This window comes from Acinetobacter sp. AOR34_HL, from assembly GCF_027854795.1.
GTDB classification, from domain to species: domain Bacteria; phylum Pseudomonadota; class Gammaproteobacteria; order Pseudomonadales; family Moraxellaceae; genus Acinetobacter; species Acinetobacter junii.
Window position 1 is genome coordinate 1 of record NZ_JAKTID010000049.1, and the last position, 26,354, is coordinate 26,354.

At 37.5% G+C, this 26,354-nt stretch carries 24 protein-coding genes and 2 pseudogenes; 8 read left to right on the top strand and 18 right to left on the bottom strand.

Translation table 11 applies throughout. The features are described 5' to 3' along the window. Positions 1 to 293, top strand: a 293-nt coding sequence (locus tag MKL32_RS08445; protein ID WP_270900394.1) for a transposase, incomplete at its 5' end; no start/stop codon positions are given. 210 nt (positions 294 to 503) lie between these two features. On the opposite strand, the gene MKL32_RS08450 is transcribed toward MKL32_RS08445, so the two are convergent. Together MKL32_RS08450 and alc are read right to left on the bottom strand one after the other, a co-directional pair. Further along, positions 504 to 1,010, bottom strand: coding sequence for an ureidoglycolate lyase (locus MKL32_RS08450; protein ID WP_212386954.1), 507 nt, complete (start codon positions 1,008 to 1,010; stop codon positions 504 to 506). Between the two features lie 285 nt (positions 1,011 to 1,295). Next, positions 1,296 to 2,300, bottom strand: a complete 1,005-nt coding sequence (gene alc / locus MKL32_RS08455) for an allantoicase (protein WP_126132240.1) — start codon at positions 2,298 to 2,300, stop codon at positions 1,296 to 1,298. Positions 2,301 to 2,466: 166 nt separating this feature from the next. On the opposite strand from alc, the gene MKL32_RS08460 reads away from it, so the two are divergent. Then, positions 2,467 to 3,177: a FadR/GntR family transcriptional regulator gene (locus MKL32_RS08460; protein WP_212386957.1), complete on the top strand. Its 711-nt coding sequence runs from the start codon at positions 2,467 to 2,469 to the stop codon at positions 3,175 to 3,177. A 181-nt stretch (positions 3,178 to 3,358) separates the two neighbouring features. Next, entirely contained in the window at positions 3,359 to 4,516 is a 1,158-nt protein-coding gene (gene hpxO, locus MKL32_RS08465) for an FAD-dependent urate hydroxylase HpxO (protein ID WP_270900395.1), read from the top strand. A 72-nt stretch (positions 4,517 to 4,588) separates the two neighbouring features. Here the strand turns inward: hpxO and MKL32_RS08470 are convergent, their stop codons facing one another. The 4 genes and pseudogenes from MKL32_RS08470 to uraD form a co-directional block, all read right to left on the bottom strand. Further along, entirely contained in the window at positions 4,589 to 4,936 is a 348-nt protein-coding gene (locus tag MKL32_RS08470) for a lysozyme inhibitor LprI family protein (protein ID WP_004959262.1), read from the bottom strand. 309 nt (positions 4,937 to 5,245) lie between these two features. After that, positions 5,246 to 6,621 (bottom strand): annotated as a pseudogene (locus MKL32_RS08475) (nucleobase:cation symporter-2 family protein). Positions 6,622 to 6,664: 43 nt separating this feature from the next. Beyond that, positions 6,665 to 7,000, bottom strand: coding sequence for a hydroxyisourate hydrolase (gene uraH / locus MKL32_RS08480; RefSeq protein ID WP_270900396.1), 336 nt, complete (start codon positions 6,998 to 7,000; stop codon positions 6,665 to 6,667). Next, on the bottom strand, positions 7,000 to 7,500 hold the full coding sequence (gene uraD / locus MKL32_RS08485) for a 2-oxo-4-hydroxy-4-carboxy-5-ureidoimidazoline decarboxylase (RefSeq protein WP_042893108.1): 501 nt from the start codon (positions 7,498 to 7,500) through the stop codon (positions 7,000 to 7,002). Before uraD ends, uraH begins: the two co-directional genes overlap by 1 nt. Before the next feature lie 261 nt (positions 7,501 to 7,761). On the opposite strand from uraD, the gene MKL32_RS08490 reads away from it, so the two are divergent. From MKL32_RS08490 to MKL32_RS08505, 4 genes are read left to right on the top strand one after another with little or no spacing between them, the layout of a single operon-like run. Further along, positions 7,762 to 8,328: a nuclear transport factor 2 family protein gene (locus MKL32_RS08490; RefSeq protein WP_126132547.1), complete on the top strand. Its 567-nt coding sequence runs from the start codon at positions 7,762 to 7,764 to the stop codon at positions 8,326 to 8,328. Positions 8,329 to 8,364: 36 nt separating this feature from the next. Next, complete coding sequence (locus tag MKL32_RS08495) at positions 8,365 to 8,733, top strand: roadblock/LC7 domain-containing protein (RefSeq protein WP_126132546.1); 369 nt, start codon at positions 8,365 to 8,367, stop codon at positions 8,731 to 8,733. A gap of 49 nt (positions 8,734 to 8,782) precedes the next feature. Continuing rightward, positions 8,783 to 9,280: a chalcone isomerase family protein gene (locus tag MKL32_RS08500; protein WP_075696388.1), complete on the top strand. Its 498-nt coding sequence runs from the start codon at positions 8,783 to 8,785 to the stop codon at positions 9,278 to 9,280. Positions 9,281 to 9,293: 13 nt separating this feature from the next. Beyond that, positions 9,294 to 9,983 (top strand): response regulator transcription factor, encoded by a 690-nt coding sequence (locus MKL32_RS08505; RefSeq protein ID WP_004959303.1) that lies wholly within the window; start codon positions 9,294 to 9,296, stop codon positions 9,981 to 9,983. 2 nt (positions 9,984 to 9,985) lie between these two features. Here the strand turns inward: MKL32_RS08505 and MKL32_RS08510 are convergent, their stop codons facing one another. From MKL32_RS08510 to MKL32_RS08555, 10 genes are all read right to left on the bottom strand, one after another. Continuing rightward, entirely contained in the window at positions 9,986 to 11,314 is a 1,329-nt protein-coding gene (locus MKL32_RS08510; protein WP_270900397.1) for a sensor histidine kinase, read from the bottom strand. Positions 11,315 to 11,342: 28 nt separating this feature from the next. Beyond that, positions 11,343 to 12,392, bottom strand: coding sequence for an SAM-dependent methyltransferase (locus tag MKL32_RS08515; protein WP_075696386.1), 1,050 nt, complete (start codon positions 12,390 to 12,392; stop codon positions 11,343 to 11,345). 9 nt (positions 12,393 to 12,401) lie between these two features. Then, positions 12,402 to 13,181 (bottom strand): DUF1295 domain-containing protein, encoded by a 780-nt coding sequence (locus tag MKL32_RS08520; RefSeq protein ID WP_039047252.1) that lies wholly within the window; start codon positions 13,179 to 13,181, stop codon positions 12,402 to 12,404. 33 nt (positions 13,182 to 13,214) lie between these two features. Continuing rightward, positions 13,215 to 14,414, bottom strand: a complete 1,200-nt coding sequence (locus MKL32_RS08525) for an SAM-dependent methyltransferase (RefSeq protein WP_004914971.1) — start codon at positions 14,412 to 14,414, stop codon at positions 13,215 to 13,217. Further along, the gene (locus tag MKL32_RS08530) at positions 14,389 to 15,204 is read right to left on the bottom strand and encodes a DUF1365 domain-containing protein (protein WP_005402809.1); all 816 of its coding nucleotides are present in this window, start codon (positions 15,202 to 15,204) and stop codon (positions 14,389 to 14,391) included. Before MKL32_RS08530 ends, MKL32_RS08525 begins: the two co-directional genes overlap by 26 nt. A 15-nt stretch (positions 15,205 to 15,219) precedes the next feature. After that, complete coding sequence (locus MKL32_RS08535; protein ID WP_270900398.1) at positions 15,220 to 16,494, bottom strand: NAD(P)/FAD-dependent oxidoreductase; 1,275 nt, start codon at positions 16,492 to 16,494, stop codon at positions 15,220 to 15,222. Then, a complete protein-coding gene (locus MKL32_RS08540; protein WP_270900399.1) occupies positions 16,494 to 17,480 on the bottom strand; it encodes an acyl-CoA desaturase in 987 nt (328 codons plus the stop codon). The genes MKL32_RS08535 and MKL32_RS08540 overlap by 1 nt, the downstream gene beginning before the upstream one ends. A 200-nt stretch (positions 17,481 to 17,680) precedes the next feature. Further along, complete coding sequence (locus MKL32_RS08545; protein ID WP_270900400.1) at positions 17,681 to 18,478, bottom strand: sulfite exporter TauE/SafE family protein; 798 nt, start codon at positions 18,476 to 18,478, stop codon at positions 17,681 to 17,683. A 105-nt stretch (positions 18,479 to 18,583) separates the two neighbouring features. Further along, on the bottom strand, positions 18,584 to 20,239 hold the full coding sequence (locus tag MKL32_RS08550) for a bifunctional protein tyrosine phosphatase family protein/NAD(P)/FAD-dependent oxidoreductase (RefSeq protein WP_270900401.1): 1,656 nt from the start codon (positions 20,237 to 20,239) through the stop codon (positions 18,584 to 18,586). Positions 20,240 to 20,253: 14 nt separating this feature from the next. Beyond that, the gene (locus MKL32_RS08555; protein ID WP_270900402.1) at positions 20,254 to 20,937 is read right to left on the bottom strand and encodes an MBL fold metallo-hydrolase; all 684 of its coding nucleotides are present in this window, start codon (positions 20,935 to 20,937) and stop codon (positions 20,254 to 20,256) included. A gap of 194 nt (positions 20,938 to 21,131) precedes the next feature. Between MKL32_RS08555 and MKL32_RS08560 the strand changes: the two genes are divergently transcribed. Next, on the top strand, positions 21,132 to 22,430 hold the full coding sequence (locus tag MKL32_RS08560) for a sigma-54 interaction domain-containing protein (RefSeq protein WP_270900403.1): 1,299 nt from the start codon (positions 21,132 to 21,134) through the stop codon (positions 22,428 to 22,430). Positions 22,431 to 22,486: 56 nt separating this feature from the next. Here the strand turns inward: MKL32_RS08560 and MKL32_RS08565 are convergent, their stop codons facing one another. Together MKL32_RS08565 and MKL32_RS08570 are read right to left on the bottom strand one after the other, a co-directional pair. Beyond that, entirely contained in the window at positions 22,487 to 24,952 is a 2,466-nt protein-coding gene (locus tag MKL32_RS08565) for an acyl-CoA dehydrogenase (RefSeq protein WP_270900404.1), read from the bottom strand. Between the two features lie 345 nt (positions 24,953 to 25,297). Beyond that, a pseudogene (locus MKL32_RS08570) lies at positions 25,298 to 26,354 on the bottom strand (IS4-like element ISAba33 family transposase); the annotation flags it as partial.

Genomic DNA, 26,354 nt, shown 5'->3' on the forward strand with positions numbered 1-26,354 from the left:
AAAAGCAGAGATATCAAGCCTTTATGCTGATTGATAAAGGTTATTTAGGTTTAAATCGTTTGGGGATAAAATGCCTGATGCCATTCAAGGCAAGTAAAAAGAAGCCGTTAACTTTATTACAGAAGCAAATAAATCGGGAAATTAGTAAACGTCGTATTCGAATTGAACACGTCAATGGAAAATTAAAGACCTTTAGAATTCTGGCTACACGTTATCGAAATAGGCGTAAACGCATGGGTTTACGTCTGAATTTAATTGCTGCAATTTACAACATGGAGTTGGTTAAAAAATGATTTTTGCAAGAGGTCTAATATTTTATTCTGCTTTTTTGTTTAGTTTGTTGCTCAAGTGCTTCAGGAGAAGCATAACGGTTTTTAGACATATAAAATTAATAGTTCTGTTGTTCTATACATATTTTCAATGCACTAAGAAAACAAAAAAGAAGAATTAAAAAAACTCAATAAAAAATTACGCTAAAAATACCCAGAATCCATTTCTCTTAATCATGATTCAACAATCCATCGTAATACAGCCAAAGGATGAACATCACAATTTTGTCCTCCACCAATACGATCCACCACTAAAAAATCACTTTTAGCTTCTAAGGTAATTAATGGATGATGCCAAGCCCGTTGATGATAGGTAACACCCTGCTTACCATTACTTAAAAAGGCATAGATTTTCTGTTCATTCGGTTGAGTTTGATCTAAAGGTAACGCCACGATAATAATAAATTTTTGTTGTTGTAATGGAATGAAAGATTGTGAACCGTGAGGATGACGTTCAAGCATGTCTATTTTAAACGGAATCTCTGTTGCGCATAAATTATGAAAAATACTCATACCAACAGCGGTATTATCGCCACTAATTTGAGCAACTGATAATGCATTATAGCGCTGAGTTAAACCTTGGTTAATCGCAAAGAAATCATGATTTTCTTTTTCAATCACATCACCAAAAGCGGAGAAACTCTCTTGAGTTAAAGGCTGAATTTGGATGTTTTTTCTCATATATTGAACTTCACTTTATTTTAGCAGAACGAAACTTCGTAGATTATTCTTCTCTAATCCAATGCATAATGAACATTTGCTATCGAGCTAGGCGGCATGGATGCCGCCCGTTAGGCTGTCTTGCGCTGCAACCCAAGCAGTACTTTGGTTTTGCTCAGGATGTGCCATCAGCCTAACAAAAGATTTTTGTTACTTTTGATCTTTCAAAAGTAAGCAAATACCAATTCAAACATGATCTGTTTTATCAAAACTTATATGACCTTGCTCATTACTGAAGAAACAATTTCATTCTGTGACTTTCCCCCACAAGCGAATCCGACTAATCCCACCATCAGGAATCATATTTAGACGGATGTAGTTCACTTTTTGATGCTGCAAGATTTCAGCAATATATGTGTGAATCGCGTCCATTGATAAAGGCTGCTGTTCTAATAAGTAAGACCAAAACATACTTTGAGGAATCAACTGTGCATCTGTTGCATCCTCAACATAAGCGGCTTGGATCGAACAAAATGCAGGAAAATTACCTTTAAAATGTGCTGTATCAACTTCTATTTTTTCTACGTGCCCAGTTTGTCCTAACGCAATAACACACCAATCAAAACCAGGCTCACGGCGGCGCTTGGTTTCCCAACCATCGCCCATATTAATGCCACGATCTGGGCTGAGTAAGTTATTCGGATGCCCGTAATGTGCATCACTAAATGCAACAATACGTCCACCATTTTTCAAACCAATCAGGTCAATTTGTTGGGTTGAATCTATATTTTCCAGTAGGACATTGCCGTAAACACGTAAACGAGCAACACCGCCATCAGGGAAAATGTTAAGTCGAATATGAGTGATTTTATGTGCTTCGCAGCTAAAAAAATGATGATGATCAGGAGATAAAACCGAGTTCTCTAACAATGGGATCCAAGTAATATTTTCCAGTTGATCATCAGGTGCATAACACCCTTCTATTGAGGCAGAAGCAGGATAATTCCCTGTGAAAAAAGAAGTATCGAGATCAAAGCCTGAAACTTTTCCAGTTACACCTAAGCGAACAATACACCAATCATAACCAGCTTCGCGCTTTCGGCATGTTTCCCAGCCATCCATCCATTTGCCATGATCATCAAACTTACCTTCAATAAATTTTGCAGGTTCTGGTTGTAGCATTCGTTCCGCACTTGCAAAAAACTCATCTGAACAAGATACAATGCTCGCGCCGATGTGCGCACCAGCTAAATTGGTTAAACCCTGTAAGTTATCTGGCAAAGTTACTACTTTGGCAATATGCACCGTCATTGATCAATCCTAAAAACATTTTCATATGGTTCATTCTATGCAAAATCCAGTCCAACTGGTCTGACCTGTTGCAAATAATTATCTAATTTTAGCTTTGAAGCAATTTAAATTTATGAATTTTGTGTAGAATCAAATTGTTCATTTTTATTTTTCGGAAACGATGTTTATGAGTCCACAAGCAATGCTTAATGGAAAATCATGTCAGGTGACTGAGCAAGCTGTGGAAATCATTCATCAACGTATTCAAGAAGGTACTTATGCAATTGACTCTACATTACCTTCCCAACGTGATCTTGCTGCCCAGTTAGGAATCAGTCGCGCTTCTCTACGTGAAGCTTTAACTCGCCTTGCTGCTTTAGGTCTATTAGAAATCAAGGCTGGTAAAGGTGTTTATGTCATTTCAAAGCATAGTAAAGCAGCCGAACAATGGGAAGGTGAACATCGCATTTCTTTAAAAGATTTCTATCAACTACGCTATGTGCTTGAAGGATTTTGCGCCTTGCTGGCATGTGAATATCTAACTAAACAAGATAAAGTGATTTTAAAACAACACTATGAAGCGCTCTCAAATGCAATTTTGCAACAAAATTGGCAAGCTGCTTCTGAATTTGATTATGCATTTCATCAACATATCATTGATTTATGTCATAATCAGTCGATCATTCAAACACTTAAAATGCATAATGAATGGATTAAGAAAAGTCAGATTCTTCCTTTTGTTCAACCAAATTTAGCATTTAAAACCATTAAAGAACATGATGCGATTTTACAGGCACTCTTTAAACATGATGCTTTAGCGGCTGAAAAGGCAATGCAGGCACATATTATTGGCGCTGCTCAACGTGCTGGTGTTTATTTTTCTCGTCATGAGTCTTGATAAAATACCCATGCACCACTTTAACTCAAACTTTGAACCACATCGAAACACCCATCCTATTTCCGCTTCTTCATAGCGCATAATAACTGGTATGACCTGTTAAACCACTAAATAAAATTGGCACAATTCTCGCTTAAGACTCATTAGAAATTTTATCATTTTGAATACTAGGGTCTGAACAATGAATATTGCGATTGTAGGTGCAGCTATGGGCGGTTTAACTGCTGGTATCGCTTTAAAAAAATTTGGACATCAGGTCACGATTTATGAACAAGCAGCTGAAATATTACCTGTAAGAGCAGCGATATCACTCTGGTCGAACGGCGTAAAATGCCTAAATTATCTTGGTTTGACTGAGCAAATTCAAACTTTAGACGGTGAAATGGAGTCATTAGCCTACATCGATGGTCTCAATGATCAAACCATGACTCAGTTTGATTTAACTCCTTTATACAAAGAAGTTGGACAACGTGCCTACCCTATCGCACGTGCAGATTTACAACAACTTCTGATGGAAACTTTTGGTTTAGAAAATATTAAACTGGGTATGAAAATGACTGAAATTGAAGATCAGTCTAAATATGTCAATATCCATTTTGCCGATGGTTCCCAGATAAAAGCAGATCTACTGATTGGTGCGGATGGAACCCACTCCATCACACGCAAGTTTGTACTCGGCCATCAAGTAGAACGGCGTTATGCTGGTTATGTCAATTGGAATGGGCTGGTTCAAATCGATGAAAAAATTGCACCGGCACAACAATGGACAACCTATGTCGGTGAAGGAAAACGTGTCTCACTTATGCCTGTAGCAGAAAATCGTTTCTATTTCTTTTTTGATGTGCCTGTAGAAGCAGGTCTACCCAATCAACGTGATCAATATAAAACTGAGCTGAAAAAATATTTCAAAGATTGGTGTTCACCTGTGCATCAACTGATTGATCGTTTAGATGAGCAAAAAACCAATCGCGTCGAAATTCATGACATTGAACCTTTTATGAATTTTTATAAAGGTCGTGTCGTTTTACTTGGCGATGCAGCACACAGTACTACCCCAGACATTGGGCAAGGCGGTTGCCAAGCAATGGAAGATGCTATTTACTTGGCACGTGCTTTGCAGATAAATACTTTTGGGCTAAGTGATGCACTAGAACGATACCAGAACAAACGTAATGACCGAACCAAACAAATGGTATTACGTGTTCGTAAGCGTTGTGATGTAACGCATATGAAAGATCAAAAAGTGACTGAAGAATGGTATCAATCACTCTATACAGAACAAGGTTCGCACATCATGCAAGGAATTATTAGCAATATTGTGGGAAATCCTTTAGATTAATAACATAAAGTTTTAACTCCCCCCTTCAATGGGGGCTTTTTTTTTCTATTTTTAATTTTCAGAATTATAAAATTAAAGTGACTTCAAAAAGTCTATACGCTGTTTCAACAGCGTGACCTGACAATCAAGATTAAAAATCATCGTTGAGGGACTATAGCCACTATCAACACTAACAAAATCACCACACTGCTGATCTTTATAATTAAACCAAGACTTCTGAGCTGTATCTAGCTCTTTTTTAGCTTCAGTTTGTTTATAAACTTTTTTATAGATTGTATTTAGCTCAGTCCTCAACCTTTTTACTTCTTTGTCTAAACATTCTGTAGCTTCAAAAGAATTAGCTGATTTAGCACAAATCTGAGCAGCATAAATTTCTGAAGACATGGCTAACGTTAAAATTAATAGGCTTTTTTTCATCATTATTTTTTCAATCAAGATAGTTGTTGATAAATTCAGATAAAGTCTAACCTAATTTTAGAAATTATTTAGAAATAAAATTAACTTAACATACATATACTCTCTTTTTAGACAATCGAAAGCACTCTAATTGTGTTTTTCTAAATTTTTAAGAGCTCAATAACAAATCACTTCTAAGTTATTTAGAATACTGTTTTATCTTTTCTCAAATCAAAGCTCACCTAGACCTATTCAAAAATGAATAAGTAATTTTTTAATGGTTGATGTTTAAAATGTGTGATGGATTTAGAAAATCAAGCCACTTCAGTACCGTTATGAGTGGCCAGAATTAATAGGTAATGTTGTTGTTTCGACCGATTTTTTGGCGAAAGGTAAATGATTAAATAAAATATTGAGCAAAATAGCAGTAATACATGCTGAGCTAATTCCAGAATGTAATAGGGTACTAACCCATTTTGGAAACTGTGCATAGAACTCATGGATTGCAATCGGAATCATTCCAATTGCCAATGAGGTTGCGACAATAATCAGATTTTTATGATCGTTATAATCAACTTTTGCCAATGTACGGATGCCACTTGCGGCCACTTTGCCAAGCAACACAATACCTGCCCCACCTAATACTGGCATTGGAATAGCAGCGACTAACCGCCCAACAATTGGTAATAAGCCAAGTACTACCAGAATCCCTCCAGCAGTAGCTACAACAAAACGACTTTTGATTCCTGTAATTGCAACCAAGCCTACATTTTGTGCAAATGCGGTTTGCATAAACGAACCAAAAATTGGGGCAACCGCACTAGATAACATATCAGCGCGTAAACCGTCTCCAATCCGTTTAGAATCAACTTTGCTTCCAACAATTTCACCAATTGCGATAATGTCTGCTGTAGTTTCAGTCATAATAACTAAAGTTACAATCACCATAGAAAGTATGGCGGTGAATTCAAATACTGGCATTCCAAAATGAAAGATATGAGGAAAAGCGAACATTGAACCGTTAGCAACTTTGGAAAAATCTGCAAACCCAGCCAATGAAGCGATAATCGTTCCTAATACAATCGCCATTAAAATTGCCAGACGACGCATTAACTGACTTTTTAGCATACTGAAAATAATGACAATCGTTAAAGTCATCGCAGCTAGGCCAATGTTTGCTGGATCGCCCCAGTTTTCAGCTTTTGGATTACCCCCCATCATCCAACGAATCGCAACGGGCAATAAAGAAATACCAATCATGGTAATCACACAACCAGTCACCACTGGTGGGAAAAAACGAATAATTTTTGAAAAGAATGGTGCGAGTAATAAACCAATCAATGACGCAACGATGACTGCGCCAAATGCTGAAGCTAATCCTCCACCTGTGGTGACAATTGCCAAAATTGTTGCAACACCAGCAAAAGATACCCCTTGAACAATCGGCAGTTTTGCACCGAAATGCTTAAAGCCCAATGTTTGTAACATTGTTGCTATGCCTCCAACAAAAAGCGCAGCAGCAACCAACAAACCTATTTCCGAGGCTTCTAAACCTGCGGCAGCGCCAATAATGATAGGTGGTGCAATAATTCCACCATACATCGTCAGCACATGTTGCAGTCCATAAATGATGTTTTATTCATTCCTAAATATTGATGTTCTGCAGATACGCTTGCACGAGCTTCACTGTGCATTTTATCGTTGTGCATGTAATTTTCCTCTATAAAAATTCTTTGTTAATGCATGGTGTACCTAGCTACCGCGATAGGTTGAATAGGAAAATGGACTAATTAATAAGGGCACGTGATAGTGCTGATGGATATCTGATATTTTAAAATCGATACAAACCTTTGGATAAAAGCATTCAACATCTATAGATTTAAAATAATTCTCCACATAGAAAACTAGTTGATAATTTCCTTGTATAAATGAATCGAGATTAAATGCTTTAATACGACCATCTATATCAGTTAACTGTTTATCTATAGAAAAATAGCCTTGTGACGTTTCATGTAATAATTCCACAGAAACCCCTACAGCAGCTTTACCTAATGCAGCATTTAGAATATGTGTACTTATACCTGCCATTATTGAATCTCCTGCTTTAAGCGAATTAATGCAATTTCACTGAGTTGTTGTTTAACTTCTTGCTGCTCTTGTTCAGCTGAATTTTCTAAACGTCGATTGAGTTCTGTTAACATTTCTGTACCTGAACGCCCTGCTGCTCGAATCAAAAAAATATGACTAAATTTGTGCTCGTAAGCTAAATTGCCCTGAAAGAGTGCTTGTTGAATATCTTGATCTACACCGAGCTGAGCCTGTTCTTTTTGTGAAAACTGCTGCTCTCTTTCCGATAAAGTCATGGCAGCTTTTTTTTCACCAATTCGTGGATGTTGTGCCAGTGCTTCTAATATTTCTGACCATTGCCATATTCGAGCTTGTAAAGCAGCCGCTTGATATAATTCTTCAGCTGAACCAAAAGGTCTTTGCAGAACAATACTTTCAATCCATGATGGAATATGAACGCATGGTTTTAATGCTTCAAATGCTTGCTCATCATTTAAAAGATTAAATCTTTCTAAATTCATTGTTGCTCCAAATTATTTCATTGTCAGACTGGTCTGACCAGATAATTTATATTTAAGCAATGAACATGCCAAGACTGAATTTTATGGATTAATTAATTTTTGAATTAAATAAAATTAACAGTTAGAAAAATCTTAAATCAATGTTCAATAATTTAAAAAATTGTGATGTTTCATCGCTATAAAAGCATTGTTTTTTCAAGTTCACGTGATATTCACAGCGCAGCATCTAACATGAAATTAAAATGTAATTGGATGATAAATATGACACTCTTAAAAACTCTAGCAATATCAACACTTACCTTGATTTCGCTTGTCGGATGTAAAAGCATACCAAGTTATACATCTGATTATCGTCAAGCTGATAAAAATATTACGGGTGTGGCTCTCGATCAAGAAAAGGCACAAATGATTGGTAACCGTTTTGTGAATGCCTTTAATACTTTAGGTACACCAGATTTTGTTAACAATGCCAGTGAATTATATGCAGATCGTTTATTTATCAATGACACACTTTCTCAATTTTCAAATAAACAAGACCTAATCAAACACTTTGAAGGCATGAATAAACGTGTGAGTAATGTCACGGTTAAACTTGTGAGCGCCACACATCAACGTGACTCTGCTTATATTCATTGGTATATGGCATATGACTTTAAAATGTTTGGTCGAACCAAATCTATGGCTTCATACGGTGTCACTCAGATGAAAATAAATGGTTCGAATCAAATTATTTTCCAACAAGACTATTGGGACCCAGCAAATGGTTTGTATCGCTCATTACCATATGTCGGAAGTGGTTATTCTATGATCTTACCGTTCAAAAAATAGTTTAAAATTCAGCCCCCTTTAAGCAGAAAATAAATTATGGAAATCAATTTATTATCAAAACAATTAAAACGGATTAAGGGTTTAATTGTTCTAGCGCTGATCGATGCCTATGATGGTTCGATTCTCGAATACTTTGGTGATGAATTTTTCAATATTGATTTAGCTGCTGCTGAAGGGGCAAATTTACTCAGCTATCAACGACAACTGATGGCTGAGCTTGATTCAAATGATTACTTAGAAGGTGTCTTGGTCACGATGCGCGATCAATATCATATCGTGACGCCATTGGAAACCAAACATACTCTTTTCCTTTATGCTGTTTTAGATCGTACTGACACAAATCTTGCTTTCGCACGGTATGAGATACAGCAAGTTGAACGAAACCTTAATTTCTATACCTATTAAGCTCGGTCTATATAAGGCTAGATCTACATTTGAAAACTGAGGATTTGTTATGTTTTACCACAGAAAAATCATAGTGCTCTCAAGTGTACTATTTCTCTCTCTCGCAACAAATCTTAGTCATGCAAGCACTCAATTTTGTAAAAACGCACCGATTATCGTGACTAAAAAGAATGTTGGTACAGTCAGTTATTATGCTAGTGACTGTAGTCAAAAATGGGATAATCAAGATATACAGCTCGATTTCATGTACACACGTGATATTCCAGAATGGGCTTTTAAAAGAGCAGCCACTCATTTCCTCAAAAAAAATGTCAGCAATTTTACGGATAATTCTGCATTGAATAAAATTACATCTTTATATAAGCCTGTCCGTAAAGGCGATCTGTACTCATTAAAATATAGTCATTCCAATCAAACACTTTCGCTGTCTTTAAATCAAAAACCACTTGGGAAAATCACGGATACTGAAGCCAATCAGTACTTTAAAATTTGGTTTGGAAGCCAGCCATTTAATGCTAAATTAAAGCAACAATTACTAAATCAATAACTTGACTATTATTATGAGCAATCAATTTATTCTGATGGTTGAAGATCACTATGAACTTGCAGCAACAGTGTGTGAGTTCCTAGAAGAGCATGGCTTTGTGATCGATCATGCACGCAACCTCGATGCGGCACGAAATTTTCTAAAGAACCAACCCTACCATTTGCTACTTTTAGATATCAATCTTCCCGATGGTTCAGGCTACGACTTATGTGAATGGCTTAGAAATGATCAAGGTAAAGATATTCCTATCTTGATGTTAACCGCGAGAGATACCTTAGATGACAAATTAAAAGGTTTTACTGCTGGAACAGATGACTATTTAGTTAAACCTTTTGATTTTAATGAATTAGTGATGCGTATTCGTGCGTTGATTAAACGATCTCTTGGAGAGGTTTCTTCTAGTAAAATTCAAATCCATGATCTTATTTTAGATAGTTCTACCCAAACAGTTACCCGTGCGGGTCAACATATTGAGCTGCCAAGAATTCAGTTTAAATTACTCAAAATTTTGATGCGCAATTCACCTAAAGTGATCACTAAACAAGAAATTATCATCGAACTATGGGGAGATGAAGAACCTGAAAGTGATGCTTTACGCAGCCATATCTATAACTTACGCAAAATGGTCGACAAACCATTTGACCAAAAGTTAATTCATACCGTTTCAGGTGTTGGCTTAAAAGTCGCTTTTGAAGATTATTAAACTCAATTCATATACACCACAACGATTAAACCCGTTGTGTTTTCCAGTTTGAGATATTTGCGTGTGCTCAAATAATATTGTCGATCAAATAGCTCAACACGCCAGCCTAATTGATTACAGAGTTTTTGCACCAACTGTAATCCGATACCATGCCCTTTTGCTTTAAGTTGCAGTTGAGTCGTATTTAATTCTTGAACTTTGGAATCATTCGGCATCGTGATTCCAATCCCATTATCCGCAATCACAATACTATTTTTACGTTGAATAATATGAATGTTTGAGCCTTGGGAATAATTCAGAGCATTACGCAGGATATTGCTCAGAACCATTTTAGTCATAGATGGATAAATCATACGAGGAAATTCTTGAGAATCGTATTGAACTAGAATCTCCATTCCTTTGCTTTGACTCACTGGATCTAAGTCACTTACCAAATCACGAATGATCGTTGATAGAATCATTTGTTCAGCGGTTAGCGTGTTCGTGGTGTTTCGAGCAATAGCCAATAGCGTATCAACCAACAATTGCATATCTTCGATGGTATTCGAAATTCGATTTAGTGATTTATCTTCACCATATTTCGCCTGACAAAGTTGCACATTGCCTTTCAAAATCGTTAGCGGCGTGCGCAATTCATGGCTCACATCACCCGTAAACTCTCTTTCTCGATAAATAAATTCAGTTAAAACTTGATGATATTTTTCCAGCGCTTGTTTTAGATATTCCGCTTCTAAATTGCCATTGGTACTTATACCTTGAAACGGTGATGCTTCTTTATTTTGATGCGCCCAATCAATATGTTCTAAAGCATTGGCTAATCGAGTTATCGGTGAAAAATAGCGTTTAGCACGGCGGTTGGACCACCATAAAATACTGTAAAGCACAATAAGGCTAAACATTAACGGTGCGAGTCCGAACATCCATACAATTTTATTAACGTTACTTTCGCCAAAAACTAATAAAACGTGCTGACCATTTCGCTCTCCGTAAACAGTCATACGTTCTTTTCCATCCACAAAGATGCGGTGTACACCTTGTTCTAAACGTTGTCCTTTAAAAGCAGCGGGCGGCATTGCAGTGTTCCAACGATAGCCGTACAAATTCTTTGTGTCTGGTAAATCTGCATTTGGATTACGATCGACTCGAAGCCAATAATGTTCCATCTCTTGCTCGAGTGCAGTTTTAAGTAAAGAACCCTTAATTACCCATGCACTACACGCAATACCAATAATGATTGAAAGTGCGATCAGACCTATTTGCAACCAATAATGACGATTAAACATCTTGCTCAATGGATGTGTATTCACGCCATGATTGTTCGGTTTTAACATAAGCTGATCTGCAATAAACAATAATTAATTATACGACTTTCTTATTGAACAGGAAGTGACCAATCACCCACTCTTGCCCTTGTTCAAATCCAAATAACTCTGCACAAGCCATAAAGAATATACGCCAACGTTGCCACCATGCATCTGCATCTTGTGCATAGACTTGCTCAAACAAAGGTCTTAACTCATCAGCATGGCGATCCATATTTTCAAGCCAAGCATTCGATGTTTTTTCATAATGTGTGCCTGACCACTGCCAATGCTGCGCAAGCTCTAAATGATCTTGGAAATGTAAGAATGTAGACGTTGATGGCATCAGACCACCCGTAAAAAAGTAACGTGACATCCAGTCATATTCACTTTTGATTTCAAAAGGATAATGTAAGAAACGATGACAGAAAATATGACACCACAACTTACCGTCTTCTTTAAGCCAAGACTGAATTTTCTCAAAGAGTTTCTGATAGTTTCTAACGTGTTCAAACATTTCAACCGAAACTACACGATCGAACGTATTGGTCTTTAATTCAAGCATATTGACATCGCAAGTGATGATTTGAATATTATTCAAATTACGTTTTTCAGCTTCAGCTAAAATATGCTGGCGTTGAGTTGCAGAATTTGAAACACCTGTGATCTTCGCATTTGGATAACGCTCAGCCATCCATAGGGTAAATGATCCCCAACCACAGCCCAATTCTAAAATCTCTTGACCATCCTGCAACTGTGCACGATCACTATATATTTGCAGTGCAAATTCTTCGGCTTCATCTAGTGTGGTGCGCTCATGTGGAAAGAAACAGGCACTATATTTCAAACGTTTCCCTAAGACAGCCTGAAAGAAAGCAGTCGGCAACTCATAATGTTGCTCATTGGCTTTGTCTGTTTCAATCGCAATCTCACTGTGCTTCAACATATTGAGCACGTCCATATAACGCTGTGCACCTTGCTCAGGATCATAGCGCCCTTCTTGAATCAAACGCTTTTTACTCAATGCACGGATTGCTGCACGAATTGCCTGATCTGGAACTAAACCGCTTTCAACGAGTTTTAAAGATTTTTGAATAATAAAGTCCATGTGCAGTACCTACTGTTTGGGTTTCCACGGAATAAACATTGAAGTTCGTTTTTGATAATCGAGATAATTTTGACCTCGATTTTTTAATGCTTGTTGCTCACTGAATGGAATACCCGTGATGTAATACAAGAATAACCACATCAAAATTGGATAGATCCACAAGCTTAATAATCCTGCCGCTAATCCTATGATGGGATAAGCAAACCAATGCAGCCATTCAAAGAAGTAGTTTGGATGCCTTGAATACTTCCATAGACCTTGATCCATTGTTTTGCCATGATTTTTAGGATTTTGCTTGAATCGATATAATTGTTGATCTGCAACCGTCTCACCGACGAATGCAACAAACATAATTAGACCTGCAATAATCAGATAATCATTGGTATCCATGCTCCAAGACATGCTTGGCACATTGAGCAAGCTCCACATCGGAATGCTAAATAAAATGGCTAATCCAGCCTGAAACATGAAAAACAGAAAGAAACCAAAATGTTGATATTTGCCCATTGCTCTACGCATGTTGGCATATCGACGATCTTCTTCATGCTCAGCTAAATAACGACGGAATAGATGCAAAGTTAGACGCAAGAACCATATTGAACTGAATACGCCGAGAAACAATCTGACATTTAACGGAGCGATCTCAACAAACAATGCAGTAATGGCAATATTGAGAACAATACAAAAACTCCATGCGACATCTACGATACCTGCACGATGGTTTACTGTTGCCCACAACCAACAAAGCGTCATCACTACGGCATCAAGTAAAAACAATTGCCATATCATAACTGCCTCCTTGATGCTTAAAATAATGAGAAATTAATAAGGACTTGCTTCAAATAACAGGTGTACATCGCTGATCACCCCTTCTTTAAAGCCACCTTCGCAATAGCAAAGATAGAAATCCCACATCCGAATAAAGTTTTCATCAAATCCTAAAGCCAAAACTTGTTCTTTAGCATTTAAGAAACGCTCACGCCATTGATGAATCGTCTCAGCATAGCTCAAACCAATATCTTCAAGATGTTTTAAGCGTAACTGTTGTTCAGATGCCGCTTGTGTTAAAACGCTGATACAAGGGATAAAGCTCCCTGGGAAAATATAGCGTTTAATGTAATCCACGGTATTCAAGGCTTTTTTATAGCGCGCATCTTCAATCGTAATAGCTTGAATCAATCCCAACCCGTTCGGTTTTAATAAGGATCGGCATTTATTAAAGTAGGTCGATAAATATTGCTCACCCACCGCTTCAATCATTTCGATCGAAACTAACTTGTCGAATTTACCTTCTAACAATCGGTAATCTTTGAGCTGAACATTGACACGATGACTGAGACCCGCATCGGCAATACGTTTGGTTGCTTCATCGTATTGTGCTTGAGAAATAGTGATCGTAGTCACTTTACAGCCATAATGCTGAGCAGCGTAGATCGCAAATCCGCCCCAACCACTACCGATCTCAACCAAGTGATCCATTGGTTTGAGTTGTAATTTCTGACAAATCAGTTCTTTTTTATAATCCGAAGCTTCTTCTAGAGTCATATCTTTGTGCTTATATACTGCACTGGAATACATCATTGAAGAATCAAGAAAGAGTTTGAAAAAGTCATTGCTCAGGTCGTAATGCTCTGCAATATTTTTTCGACTTCCTGACAATGAATTTTTACGTGTTTTGTACCAAGCTTTTAATACAAGTTGGCTGGCTTGAGAAATCACATTCTGATTAATCTTATCAAGCACATGACGATTTCTCGCCAAAATTTGAATGACTTCAACGAGGTGTTCACTGCTCCAATAGCCGCGAATATAACCTTCAGCCGCACCAAGTACACCGTTTTTAAAAATGAGATCGATCAATTCTTTATTATGAATATCTATCGTAGCTTCTAAATCTGAAAGCTCTCCCACGGTACCATTCCATTCTCCACGAAAATGAATTTGACCATGACGAAGTTTGAGCAAGCTCCGAAGAACCAAAGGCAGTGAATCGTGTTCACCGAAAATAAGCGTTTTCATCATGTTGTTTTAAATCCTTATCTTTTTTAGGGTGCCGATAAAATGGAACTTTCTTTCGCCACAGATGAAAAGCTTGAACGTAGATCGAAGCTAACATCTTGAAAGGTTCAAAAATATGATAAATAGCATAACGATTCAGTTGTGAAGGAACTGTGATGCTGGTTAAAGTGAAACGCATCGTTGCATCAAAGATAAATTTATCTGATTGATAAAGCTGCATATGAATCACATTTTGTTCATCTGAAAAGTTAAAGCACCATTTATAGTGAATATCCATCGGCATAAATGGAGACACATGAAAACTCTTTTCAAATTCGAACTCATAACTTTTGAAATGACTGTGCTCTTTTAATTTTTGACGGCAGTCATGCACATAAACTTTACGTTCATTCCAAGGGGTATTGGTGATTTCACTCAATATGAAAACAGGTTGTTTTTGAGGATTAAGTACAAAATAAAAGATGACTGAATTAAAACTAAATCCTAAAGTTCTTGGCAATGCGAGCACACGAATTTCTGATTGAGTCGATAAAATCGTGTCCACTTGCTGCAAAAGGATTTTCTTAATTCGCTCTCTGATCGAACCTGTATAGCCTTTTAGAAAATCATTTTCATAAAGATTTAAGATATTCCAACGCGAAGTTGAACAAAGCCATGAACGATCTAGGTTTTGATCGATACGATCTGGATCAAAGCATAAATAGCTCAAACTAGACTGAAAATCGTGTGCTTTGGGATGAAAGCGCCGATGTCTAATCTGAGCTTTGGCTATGGAAAGTGAATCTTCAAACATGTGATCACCTCCAAATTAGTCTTTAAGTTCTAATAGCTTATCTACTACACGCTGAGCACTTCTCGCCCCATCTTCATGAAAGCCCCACCCCCAATATGCTCCACAAAATGAACTGCGGTTTTGACCATTGATCAGTTCCCAACGCGCTTGTGACTCAATTGCTTTTTTATCAAAAACAGGATGTCGATAATGACGTTCGACATAAATCTTATCTTTCGCAATCGGCATATTCGGATTCAATGTAGAAAATACCTGCGTTTTACAAGGTAGATTCTGCAAGCTGTTCATCCAATAGGTAAATCCATAGTGTACTTGATGAGCTTTGCTATTTTTTTCAGGTTTTTCTTGAGCAGTGACATGCACATGCCAACTGGCCCATTGAGATTGATGCTTCGGCATAATCGAAGTATCGCGATGTACCACCATAAAGTTATCTTGATAATCAAAACAACCTAATACATCTCGCTCATCTGCCGAAGGATTTTGAATAAGCTTTAACGTATCATCAGCATGACTCGCAAACACAACCCAATCAAAAGTTTCTTGTTCTTGATTCGTGACAATATGAACTAAATCATTTTCACGAATCACTTGTTGAACTTGCGCTTTCTTCCAAATAATCGATGGGCAAGCTTTTTGAATCGCTCGTATATAAGAAGCTGAACCACCTTTTACTGTCTGCCATTGTGGTCGATCAGCCAACTGCAACATACGATGATGTTGAAAGAAACTGACCACAAATTTGTAGGGTATCTTCCCAACTTGATCAACTGGACTTGACCATAGTGCGCCACACATTGGATAGAGATGTTCTTCTCTAAAAACCTGAGAGTAGTCATTTCGATTTAAATAATCTTCAATACTTAACTCAGCATCACATTGATCCACGACGACATCTTTATTCTCCTGATAAAACCTGATCAAATCAGACAACATCAATCGAAAGTTCTTATTTAAAAAATTTTGCGGGCGAGTCAATAATGACCATTTTTTAGATGGATTGTACTGTAGTCCAGTGACCTGATTATTCACAGAAAAACTCATATCACTATTCTGTGCTTGGACACCAAGTTCAGCAATCATTGCACTAAATAAAGGATAGTTATAGTCATTAAATACAATAAACCCACTATCTACTGCAACATTCTGTTCATCAATCCAAAGATCGTGGGTGTCAGTGTGTCCTCCGAAATAATTTTCTTTTTCAAAGATCGTGACTTGATGCTGCTGTGATAATTTCCATGCGGCATACATGCCTGAAATACCTGAACCTACAATTACAATCTTCATCAAGACTTCTCACTTTGAATTTTATTCGCGTTCATTTTTAAATTTTGTATTTGAGTTTTGTGCGCATCATAAACGCGCTCAGGTACTGGTTTGATCGCCCAAATGAGACCAAAAAAAGACATCATTTTTAAAATGTAATAAGTAATATCGATTTGCCACCAGAAAAAACCTTGTCGAGTGCTACCTGCATAATAGTGATGATTATTATGCCAACCCTCGCCCAATGTAATAATCGAAAGGAATAAGTTATTTCGACTATTGTCATTAGTCTCAAAATCTCGGCTTCCATACAAGTGAGCAAGCGAGTTAATACATAAAGTTGCGTGAATCAACAAAACTGTTGAAACCACAAAACCCCAAACTAGCAATTGCAAACCTGATGTACCTAAACTTGGATAAGCAACCGCTAACCACTCACCCAAACCATAGATTGATAAAGCAGTCAGTAACACAACGGGTAAACTAAATCGGTCTAACCAAACTAATTCTGGACATTTGATCCAATCTTTGATGACTTCCTTTCGCGTTGTGAAATTCTGTTCATTTAGGAACCAGCCGATATGGCTATACCAAAAACCATGCTCTGATGAGTGTGGATCATGCTCTGTATCGGTAAAACGATGATGATAGCGATGATGAGCAGCCCACCATAAAGGACCACGTTGCGCACTCATCGTTCCAATCAAGACAAATATAAATTGCACAGGACGAGAAGTCTGAAATGTTTTATGTGACAAATAACGATGAAAGAATGCTGTGATCGCAAACATACGAATAAAATAAAAAAACAGCATAAACGCGACTGCAAACCAAGATACACCGACCCAGAAAACAGCTAAACATGCGATATGCAAAAAAATAAATGGAAGGATTCGCAACCATTGAATTTTAGTATCTTTATATGTTTTAAACGTATCAGACTCATTTGTCTCAGAAGTTTGTGTAGTTGACCAACTGTCTATCCATCGCAGAAAAAATTTAAACATTGATTCTTCCTGACCCATTTCTCTTGTAATTTTGATTTTATAAAATTTGGTATGAAATTTATGTGAAGATCAATTATATAAAAAAATATTAGCAAAATGATCGTGTAAAATCATTTAAAAACAAAAATTTATTTATACTCATTAGCCTATTCCTAAAAATAGGCTAATCATAGAATTTCATTTTTTAAATATGACACTTTCTATAAAAATAGTACAGAAAGACTTGTCCAAATTAGGTAAACAGCGACACCAATTACCACAGTTGCAAATATCTTTTGCACTGTTTTTAGATCAATCAAATTAATGAGTCGTCGTCCGACCAACATCCCTAAAATGCAAGCAACCACAAAACTGATCGTTACTGAAACTGGATATTGGAAGCCATCGAGTACGTGGATAGAAATGCTCACACCGCCAATCAGAAAAATGATCATTAACGACGTTGCAACTATACTACGCATATCGAGATCCGTTGCTTTACGCAGCGCTGGAACAATGACAAATCCACCACCAACACCAAGCAATCCAGTCAACAAACCCGCAACCACACCAATAAGACCCAATACACTGGCTGTTTTCACATTCCAAATAAGTTTTCCAGTAGACTGATTGACCTTACATGGTGGATCTTCAAAATCATGAACTTTATTGAAGAAAATTCGATAGGCAACAACCATCATCACTAAACTAAAAGCTAGGCTTAACCATGTAGGAGAGATGATGTTAGATAAATGCACGCCATATCTAGCCGATGGAATACTAATCAAAGCAATCCATATTGCAGCTTTATAGCGTACGATTTTTTTCAATAAGCCTTGTAGACTCCCCACAAACGCAGAAAGTGTAATTGCAAGTAGTCCAACAGGTGCAGCTTGTGAGACAGTCCATCCTTGACTCGCCATCAGTGCGGGAACGGCTAAAATTCCTCCTCCCGCACCTGTTAATCCAAGCAAGCATCCAATTGCTAAACCTTCCAAGACTAATAACCACATACCCATAAAGGACCTCATGAAAAATGAGATACACTTTTTCAAGTGTGAAAAAACCTAACCCAGCTCTAAAATTAGAGCTAAGCTAATCATCTATAGGATCTAATGAATATATTACAGTTTAGGTTTTACCAGCCACTCATGCCCTTTTAACATGCCATCCCAATACATCGGGGGTAGGATTTGTTCTTTTAATAGCCATGCCATACGTGAAGGTTTTTGACCATCCAAGAACCACTTTGGAAAACTCGGTAGCAGATTCCCACCATAGCCAAATTCTGCAAGAACGATCTTGCCTCGCTCAACAGTCAAAGGACATGAACCATAACCATCGTACTGAGCAAATTGATCACTACCTTTTAAGTACTGCAAAACATTCACTGCAACAATTGGCGCTTGTTTACGTGCTGCAGCAGCAGTTTTCGCATTCGGAGCATTCATGACATCTCCAAGTGCAAAAATGTAAGGATATTTGCTGTGCTGCAAAGTATTTTGATCAACGCTCACCCAACCTGCTGCATCAACTAAATTACTTGCACGAATAAAATCAGGTGCTTGTTGCGGTGGAACGACATGAATCATGTCAAAATCAGTTTCTAACAGTGATGTACTTTCACCTTGATTGACCTTGAACCATGCACGTTTGTTCGCACCATCAACTTTTACCAACTGATGGTTGAAGTGCAGATTGGCGTTATAGGGTTTCACATATTCCATCAATGCTGGCACATAAGCTTCAACACCAAATAACACCGCACCCGTATTGAAAAAATCAACTTGAATATCTTTCAATACGCCTTGTTTTTGCCAATAATCGGCAGATAGATACATCGCTTTTTGTGGCGCACCCGCACATTTGATCGGCATAGGTGGTTGAGTGAAAATTGCCTTACCACGTTTCATTTGGCTGACTAACTGCCATGTATACGGCGCTAGATCATAACGATAATTCGAGGTCACACCATTTTTGCCCAATGTTTCAACTAAACCTTCAATACCGTGCCAGTTAAGCTTCAAACCTGGGCAAACCACCAATACTTCATAGTTGATCGGCTTACAGCCCTCTAACAACACCTGTTTATTGTCTGGATCAAAGGCCGCCACAGCAGCTTTTATCCACTGTACTTGCTTAGGTATCAAACTCGCCATGGTTCGAACTGTTTTTTCAGGTGCAAAAATTCCACCACCGACCATCGTCCAACCAGGTTGATAGTAATGAATTTCTGCTGGATCAATCACAGCAATATCTAGATTTGGTTCTCGTGAAAGTAAGCTTGAAGCAACTGAAATCCCAGCAGCTCCACCACCTACGATCACCACCGAAAATTTAGGCACATTATTTAATTGTGTCGGATGTTGATTGAGGATTCTTGGAATTAAACCTTGTAAGTCATAACCCAGAGTTTTAGACACCAATAGCATTTGATCCAGACTTAATCCAGAAACCTGAGATAATCCCCAAAGCGTGATTGAGCGTGTACCTGTTCTGCAAAACGCCAAGATTGGCTTTTGAGCTGCTTGATAAACTGATTTAAACTCTTCAGCCTGCTCATCAGTTACACGGCCACTCACCACAGGTAAATACTCAACTTGAATCCCGTGAGTAGATGCTACTTCTTGTATTTCAATGATATTAGGTTGATCAGCACCCTCACCATCAGGACGATTACAAATAATTGTTTTGATACCTTTATTTGCAAGTTCAGCCACATCTCGTTGAGAAATTTGATCTGCAACATAAAATTCTTGATTCACTTGTTTTAATTGCATGCCACTCTCTCCTATTACTGACCGCAGGCTTTATTCGCAGGTAAAGCAATATCAATTTTCTTTGGATAAGGAAGATTGAGGTTTTCCATCAAAATAATGAAGTCTTGCTTACTTTTGCCTTCCCCCAATCGAGAGTTATGTAGTCGCTCTTGTCCAACCGTAGATGACAAACGCCCTTTGTAGTCATGACCTGGATAAACAATAGTTTCATCAGCTAAAGTGAATATCTGTTGATGAATACTGTCATACAAAGTTGCCGCATCACCTTCTTGGAAATCAGTACGCCCGCACCCATCTATAAGCAATACATCACCCGTAAATACCATGCCGTCCACTACATAACTGGTACATGCATTGGTATGTCCAGGCGTATAGCGAGCTTCAATTAAAATCTCCCCTACGCGAATTGCACTGCGGTCAGATATAAAAATGTCACCACATGCAACTTCAGAGTTGCGATGTAACACTGTTTTACATCCAAAGCGTTCACGTAACAGATTTGCTGCCGTTACATGATCTGCATGCACATGCGTATCAAGGCTATAAACTAGCTTCAAATTATTTTGTTCAAGCATGTCCGCATAACGCTCAATTTCCGATGCAACAGGATCAATTAGTACAGCTTCACGTGTCTGTTCTGATGCGATGAGATAGGTATATGTTGAACTTTCATTTTCAAAAAACTGATGAAATATCATGTGGATCAATCTCGATGTACTTATTTATATATTCTTAAATTGCAAACAAGATGCCAACTCTATGCACAAATTATTATATTCAAATAAAACAATATATTATTACATATTATTTAATAGTTTCTTAATTTTATGTTTCACCATCAGTTCATTTTATGTTTCAATGAAACATTAAAAGAAACAACACCTGAAACAATATGAATCAATCCATTGATTTTATAAAACAAGTAGATTTGGAAAACTTCTTAGGATATTTACAACAACTCATTACAGACTGCGCCCTGTTTATTGTTGATCAATCAAACTCAGCTATAATTTATGAGTTCAAATCAACACTTTTTAATCCCTCTATTGCTCAACTGACTAAACAAAAAATACTAAACAATCTATTAGAAACTGGGAAAATTCATCTGCAATCTGCCACAGCTTCAATTGAGCTTTTATGTCACCAACACAATATCCAAGTTTCAGATCAGGATTTCTCTGGAAAGTTGTACTTAGTTCAACCATTGCAACAGGCTGAAACATCAAAAAAAGAAAATAGTGGTCAGAGTTTGTCTGAAACATTTCATAGCCAATCTCCTGAAATGCAACGTATGTTTTCAATTATTGAACGTGTAGCGATTACAGAATTTCCAGTCTTAGTTCGTGGAGAGTCTGGAAGTGGAAAAGAACTAGTTGCACAAGCCATTCATGACCATAGTCAACGAAAAAACAAAGTTTTTATCGCAATCAACTGCGCTGCCTTAAATGCAAACATCTTAGAAAGTGAATTGTTTGGGCATGTCAAAGGTGCTTTTACGGGTGCGATTCGTGAACATAAAGGAGTTTTCGAGCGAGCTGCTGGCGGAACGCTATTTTTAGATGAAATTGCTGAAATCCCACTGGAGTTACAAGCCAAACTTTTGCGTGTACTCGAGACTGGTGAATTTACGCCTTTGGGTGGTGAAAAATCAATTAAAGCCAATTTACGAATCATCACCGCGACTCACCGAGCTTTGCGCGAAGAAGCGAAACAAGGACGTTTCCGTCAGGATTTATTGTATCGCCTAAGAGTTATCCCTATTTTTATTCCGCCTTTACGTGATCGTAAAGAGGATATTCCGTTGATCGCTGAATTTATTTTGAGTCAGCAGCAATCTTTATTTCACACACAACCGCATCTATCCGACGAAGCATTAAAAACCTTGATTGCTTATGATTGGCCAGGAAATGTCCGTGAGCTAAAAAACACCCTTTTATATGCATTGACCATGGCAAATGAAAAATCAGAAATTGAAGTTGCTGATCTACCAGATGAAATCATAGATACTCATTTGCATTCATCACAATTACATAATCAGGTATCAGAGAAGCCTGTTTATCCAGAAAAAATCAATAAAAATAAAATTAGAGATGTTTTGATTAAGCATCAAAATGACCTGAATCTTGCTGCAAAAGAACTCAATATGAGTCGAACAACTTTATGGCGATATAGAAAAAAATTTAATCTCTAATAAAAAAACGAGCTATTTAAAATAACTCGCTTTTACTTATGATGGATGACAAATCCTTAACTTGGCAGATGCGGATTTGCTAAAGGTCGCTCTTGTTTCAGTTCACGATCAAATACATCCGTTAACATACTGTCATAACGCTTAGCATTATATTTCAGTAATTTATCTGCCTCTGCGGGAGTAATAAAATCAATCGCCACAGCATCACGGATTCTTTCCTCAAAGCTGAGTCCTTTGAACTTATCTTTTGATTCTGCGCGTTTGAACTTATCCCACAACGGTTGCATAGTGAGCAACATCTGGAATGTAGATTCCATACGCCCCATCACATCTGTTGCTTCAGTGGTGTAATACACATGCTTCTTCAATTCTTCACGGAAAGCATTTTCCTGTAAGAGCAATTTAGCTACTTCTTGTTTCAAATGATCTGTTGGTTTTGCGACTGGACGTCCAAATGGGAAACAGATCAATTTCACTAATTTAGCTGCAACTTTTACTGGGAAGTTTTCATAGAATCCAAAAAAAGCTTCTTGTGCATTAAATAAAGCTTTGTTTAATGCCAATTCAGCATGTTTTTGCTCAGCTTCCGTCCGTTTACCACTTTCATAATATTTAAGAATCGAGGTTGCGATAAATAAGTATGAATGGATATCCGCCAAGCGTCCTGAGAGCATTTCTTTACGTTTTAAATCTCCAGCTAAAAGACCTAAAGCCATATCAGCGGTTAGAGCAAAATCAGTGCTCATGCGATTGATAATCACATAATACGGTTTGGTGAAAGTATCAGACTGCTTGGATGCATGACTCGGTCCACCCGTAATACCATAAGCGAAAGCTCTCGCACCTCGGTTAAAGGTATAAGCCAAATGCTTAAACAACAACGTGTTAAATTGTTTCAAAGCAACTGATTTATCTTCTGCTTGCAGGAGTTGTAATTCTTCAAACAAATACGGATGGCAACGCATAGAACCTTGACCAAAAATCATCAATGATCGAGTTAAAATGTTCGCACCTTCAACGGTAATCGCTACTGGGATAGATTGATAAGTCAATGCCAAGAAGTTACGAGGACCAAGCTGAATCGCACGTCCACCGACTACATCCATCCCGTGATTGATCACAGTTCTCATCGTTTCGGTTGCATAATACTTCGCCATAGCGGTCATAACTGATGGTGTACCACCTTGATTCAAACCACAAGTGACCATGTATCTAAATGCCTCTAACATATAAGCATCACTGGCAATATCACTGGTCGCTTCTTGTACACCCTCAAAGTTACCGACAGAAACTTTGAACTGTTGTCGTACACTCGCAAATGCACCAACCAATAAGTAACTCATCTCACCTGCGGCTGTAGCTAATGCTGGTAATGAAATACCACGTCCGACGCCGAGACACTCCATCAACATACGCCAGCCTTTACCAGCATTTTTTTGTCCGCCGATGATCCAGTCAATTGGAATAAATACATCTGTTCCTTCGACTGTACCATTCATAAACGGCGCGCCTGGATTATGACGTGCACCAATTTTAATTCCTTCATGATTTGCAGGAATTAATGCACAGGTGATGCCATATTCGGTTTTGGATTTATCACCCAGCAAACCATCAGGATCATACAGTTTAAAAGCCAATCCAATCACAGTCGCAATTGGTGCTAGTGTGATCCAGCGCTTAGAAAAATTCATTTTTAATCCAAGCACATCCTGACCTTGATACTGACCATAACAAACCACGCCCGTATCAGGAATTGCACCAGCATCTGACCCTGCTTCAGGACTTGTTAAACCAAAACATGGAATTTCTGTACCATCCGCAAGACCTGGTAAGTAACGTTGTTTCTGTTCAGTCGTTCCATAATGCAATAAAAGCTCTCCTGGTCCTAAAGAGTTAGGAACCATACAACTCACAGCTGCAGTTAAAGAGCGTGATGCAATCTTGCTCATAATACGACTTTGCGCAAATGGGCTAAATTCTTTGCCACCAAAAGATTTTGGAATAATAAGACCTAAGAAACCTTTATCCTTGATGAATTGCCATACTTCAGGAGGTAAATCTTTATCTTGATGATGAATTTTCCATTCATCGAGCATGGCACATAGCTGCTGAACTTCGTTGTCCAAAAAGGACCGTTCTTCAGCTGACAATGTCGGATAAGGATAATCATCAAATTTATTCCAATCAGGAGAACCCATAAACAGTTCTTTTTCCCACCAACTGGTTCCTGCTTCTAGGGCTTCTCTTTCTGTCGTACTCATCGACGGCATTGCTTTTGACAATGCTTTATATGCTGGACGACTGATGAATGCTTCGCGTAATGGAGGGAGGAGAAGAATCACACTCGCGAGAATAATTGGTAAGCCAATCGATAAACTCCAAGGTGTGATAAATACACTACATAAAATAGCGATAGTAATTGATAAAATACTACCAATCGTGCGATTTAGTTCGAAATAAAATACAGCCCACAACAAAACAAACTGAATAAACAAGCTAAGCAATATCAATAATAGAGTCATGGTTACTCCTTTGCCTTCAACTTGAACTGAGAAAATTGATTTATTTGAATTACTTCATGTTTGAACTTAGATGGCGATAAGTGAAAAAAGAGTGAATTTTGATTGTACTGATTAAAGACTGATTTGCTTAAATAACTACCATTCATTACACAAGCACATCACAAAAAACTTTTTAAAATAAGAAAACAGAATAATTTACAGATACTTAAAATTACCAAAAGATAAATTAAAAGCCAAATAGGTATATGATGATTTATTCAAATCATTGCAATCGGTTTAAATTATATTGAACGCTACAGTCAACTTATAATATTTTGCTCTGTACACGACAAATTTCATAGGGCCTGTCCTATCAGGCTTTTTCTTTCTTAAAATTGCGAGCACTTTCTTAAATTCTTCTTTTTTTCCAAAACCAATCAAACGTAGAATAACCATTTGAACATAGTCCAAACCGTAGCGAAATAAACTTATTGAAAGTCGTCCATGCTTCTTTATTTTTATCGCTTTTTTTCGATCATGTTGCCATTCACCTGTTAAATAGCACCAACAGAAACCGATAGCTAGCACTGCTATCAATTTCTTGACTCGTCTAGGGTCTGTTAAACGAGTATTTTCAAGATTGAATCCACGTCCTTTGAGACAACTAAATAAGGTTTCGATTTCCCAGCGTAATGCATAATCACGAATAGCAGAAGCATTAAACATAGGAGAAACAACAAGTAAAAGTTCTCCATCTTCTAATCGTAGCGCACTAATATACAGTTTCACTCGACCAACCCAAATACGTCGTTTACGACATTCAGTTTGACCAACTTGAAGATGACGAAATAAATCACTAATTTTATGATTCTTGGCTAAGTGATTGGTCACAATAAAGTTTTTTTAACACGTATACAGAAGTGAATGTCATTTTCAATTAACCATGTAAACCATTTCTCACCGATAAATTCTCTGTCTGCGAACACATTCACAATACGATCTTTACCAAAAATGGAGATAAAGCGTTGAATCAAAGCAATACGCTCTTTTGTATCTGAATTGCCACGTTTATTGAGCAATGTCCAAACAATAGGTATCGCTATTCCACGATAGACGATGGCTAACATCAAGATATTGATATCTCGTTTTCCCCATTTCCAATTAGTTCTATCCAAAGTTAATTGGACTTTATCAAATGAAAATATATTGAAAATTAACTGAGAAATTTGACGATAATCGAAATACTGACCTGCAAAGAAGCGTTGTATACGTCGATAAAATGATTGTGGTAAGCACTTGATGGGTAAGGCTTTAGATGCAGAAGAAAGATTACATGTCTGTTTTACAATTAATGCAAGCATAATCAGTGTAAAACATTTTGCATGTGACTTGTTCCACTTTAGATATTTGTTTAAGATGAGAT

Coding starts and splice junctions, on each gene's coding strand:
- MKL32_RS08450 (WP_212386954.1), bottom strand. CDS start 1,010: ATGAGAAAAAACATCCAAATTCAGCCTTTAACTCAAGAGAGTTTCTCC.
- alc (WP_126132240.1), bottom strand. CDS start 2,300: ATGACGGTGCATATTGCCAAAGTAGTAACTTTGCCAGATAACTTACAG.
- MKL32_RS08460 (WP_212386957.1), top strand. CDS start 2,467: ATGAGTCCACAAGCAATGCTTAATGGAAAATCATGTCAGGTGACTGAG.
- hpxO (WP_270900395.1), top strand. CDS start 3,359: ATGAATATTGCGATTGTAGGTGCAGCTATGGGCGGTTTAACTGCTGGT.
- MKL32_RS08470 (WP_004959262.1), bottom strand. CDS start 4,936: ATGATGAAAAAAAGCCTATTAATTTTAACGTTAGCCATGTCTTCAGAA.
- uraH (WP_270900396.1), bottom strand. CDS start 7,000: ATGGCAGGTATAAGTACACATATTCTAAATGCTGCATTAGGTAAAGCT.
- uraD (WP_042893108.1), bottom strand. CDS start 7,500: ATGAATTTAGAAAGATTTAATCTTTTAAATGATGAGCAAGCATTTGAA.
- MKL32_RS08490 (WP_126132547.1), top strand. CDS start 7,762: ATGACACTCTTAAAAACTCTAGCAATATCAACACTTACCTTGATTTCG.
- MKL32_RS08495 (WP_126132546.1), top strand. CDS start 8,365: ATGGAAATCAATTTATTATCAAAACAATTAAAACGGATTAAGGGTTTA.
- MKL32_RS08500 (WP_075696388.1), top strand. CDS start 8,783: ATGTTTTACCACAGAAAAATCATAGTGCTCTCAAGTGTACTATTTCTC.
- MKL32_RS08505 (WP_004959303.1), top strand. CDS start 9,294: ATGAGCAATCAATTTATTCTGATGGTTGAAGATCACTATGAACTTGCA.
- MKL32_RS08510 (WP_270900397.1), bottom strand. CDS start 11,314: ATGTTAAAACCGAACAATCATGGCGTGAATACACATCCATTGAGCAAG.
- MKL32_RS08515 (WP_075696386.1), bottom strand. CDS start 12,392: ATGGACTTTATTATTCAAAAATCTTTAAAACTCGTTGAAAGCGGTTTA.
- MKL32_RS08520 (WP_039047252.1), bottom strand. CDS start 13,181: ATGATATGGCAATTGTTTTTACTTGATGCCGTAGTGATGACGCTTTGT.
- MKL32_RS08525 (WP_004914971.1), bottom strand. CDS start 14,414: ATGATGAAAACGCTTATTTTCGGTGAACACGATTCACTGCCTTTGGTT.
- MKL32_RS08530 (WP_005402809.1), bottom strand. CDS start 15,204: ATGTTTGAAGATTCACTTTCCATAGCCAAAGCTCAGATTAGACATCGG.
- MKL32_RS08535 (WP_270900398.1), bottom strand. CDS start 16,494: ATGAAGATTGTAATTGTAGGTTCAGGTATTTCAGGCATGTATGCCGCA.
- MKL32_RS08540 (WP_270900399.1), bottom strand. CDS start 17,480: ATGTTTAAATTTTTTCTGCGATGGATAGACAGTTGGTCAACTACACAA.
- MKL32_RS08545 (WP_270900400.1), bottom strand. CDS start 18,478: ATGGGTATGTGGTTATTAGTCTTGGAAGGTTTAGCAATTGGATGCTTG.
- MKL32_RS08550 (WP_270900401.1), bottom strand. CDS start 20,239: ATGCAATTAAAACAAGTGAATCAAGAATTTTATGTTGCAGATCAAATT.
- MKL32_RS08555 (WP_270900402.1), bottom strand. CDS start 20,937: ATGATATTTCATCAGTTTTTTGAAAATGAAAGTTCAACATATACCTAT.
- MKL32_RS08560 (WP_270900403.1), top strand. CDS start 21,132: ATGAATCAATCCATTGATTTTATAAAACAAGTAGATTTGGAAAACTTC.
- MKL32_RS08565 (WP_270900404.1), bottom strand. CDS start 24,952: ATGACTCTATTATTGATATTGCTTAGCTTGTTTATTCAGTTTGTTTTG.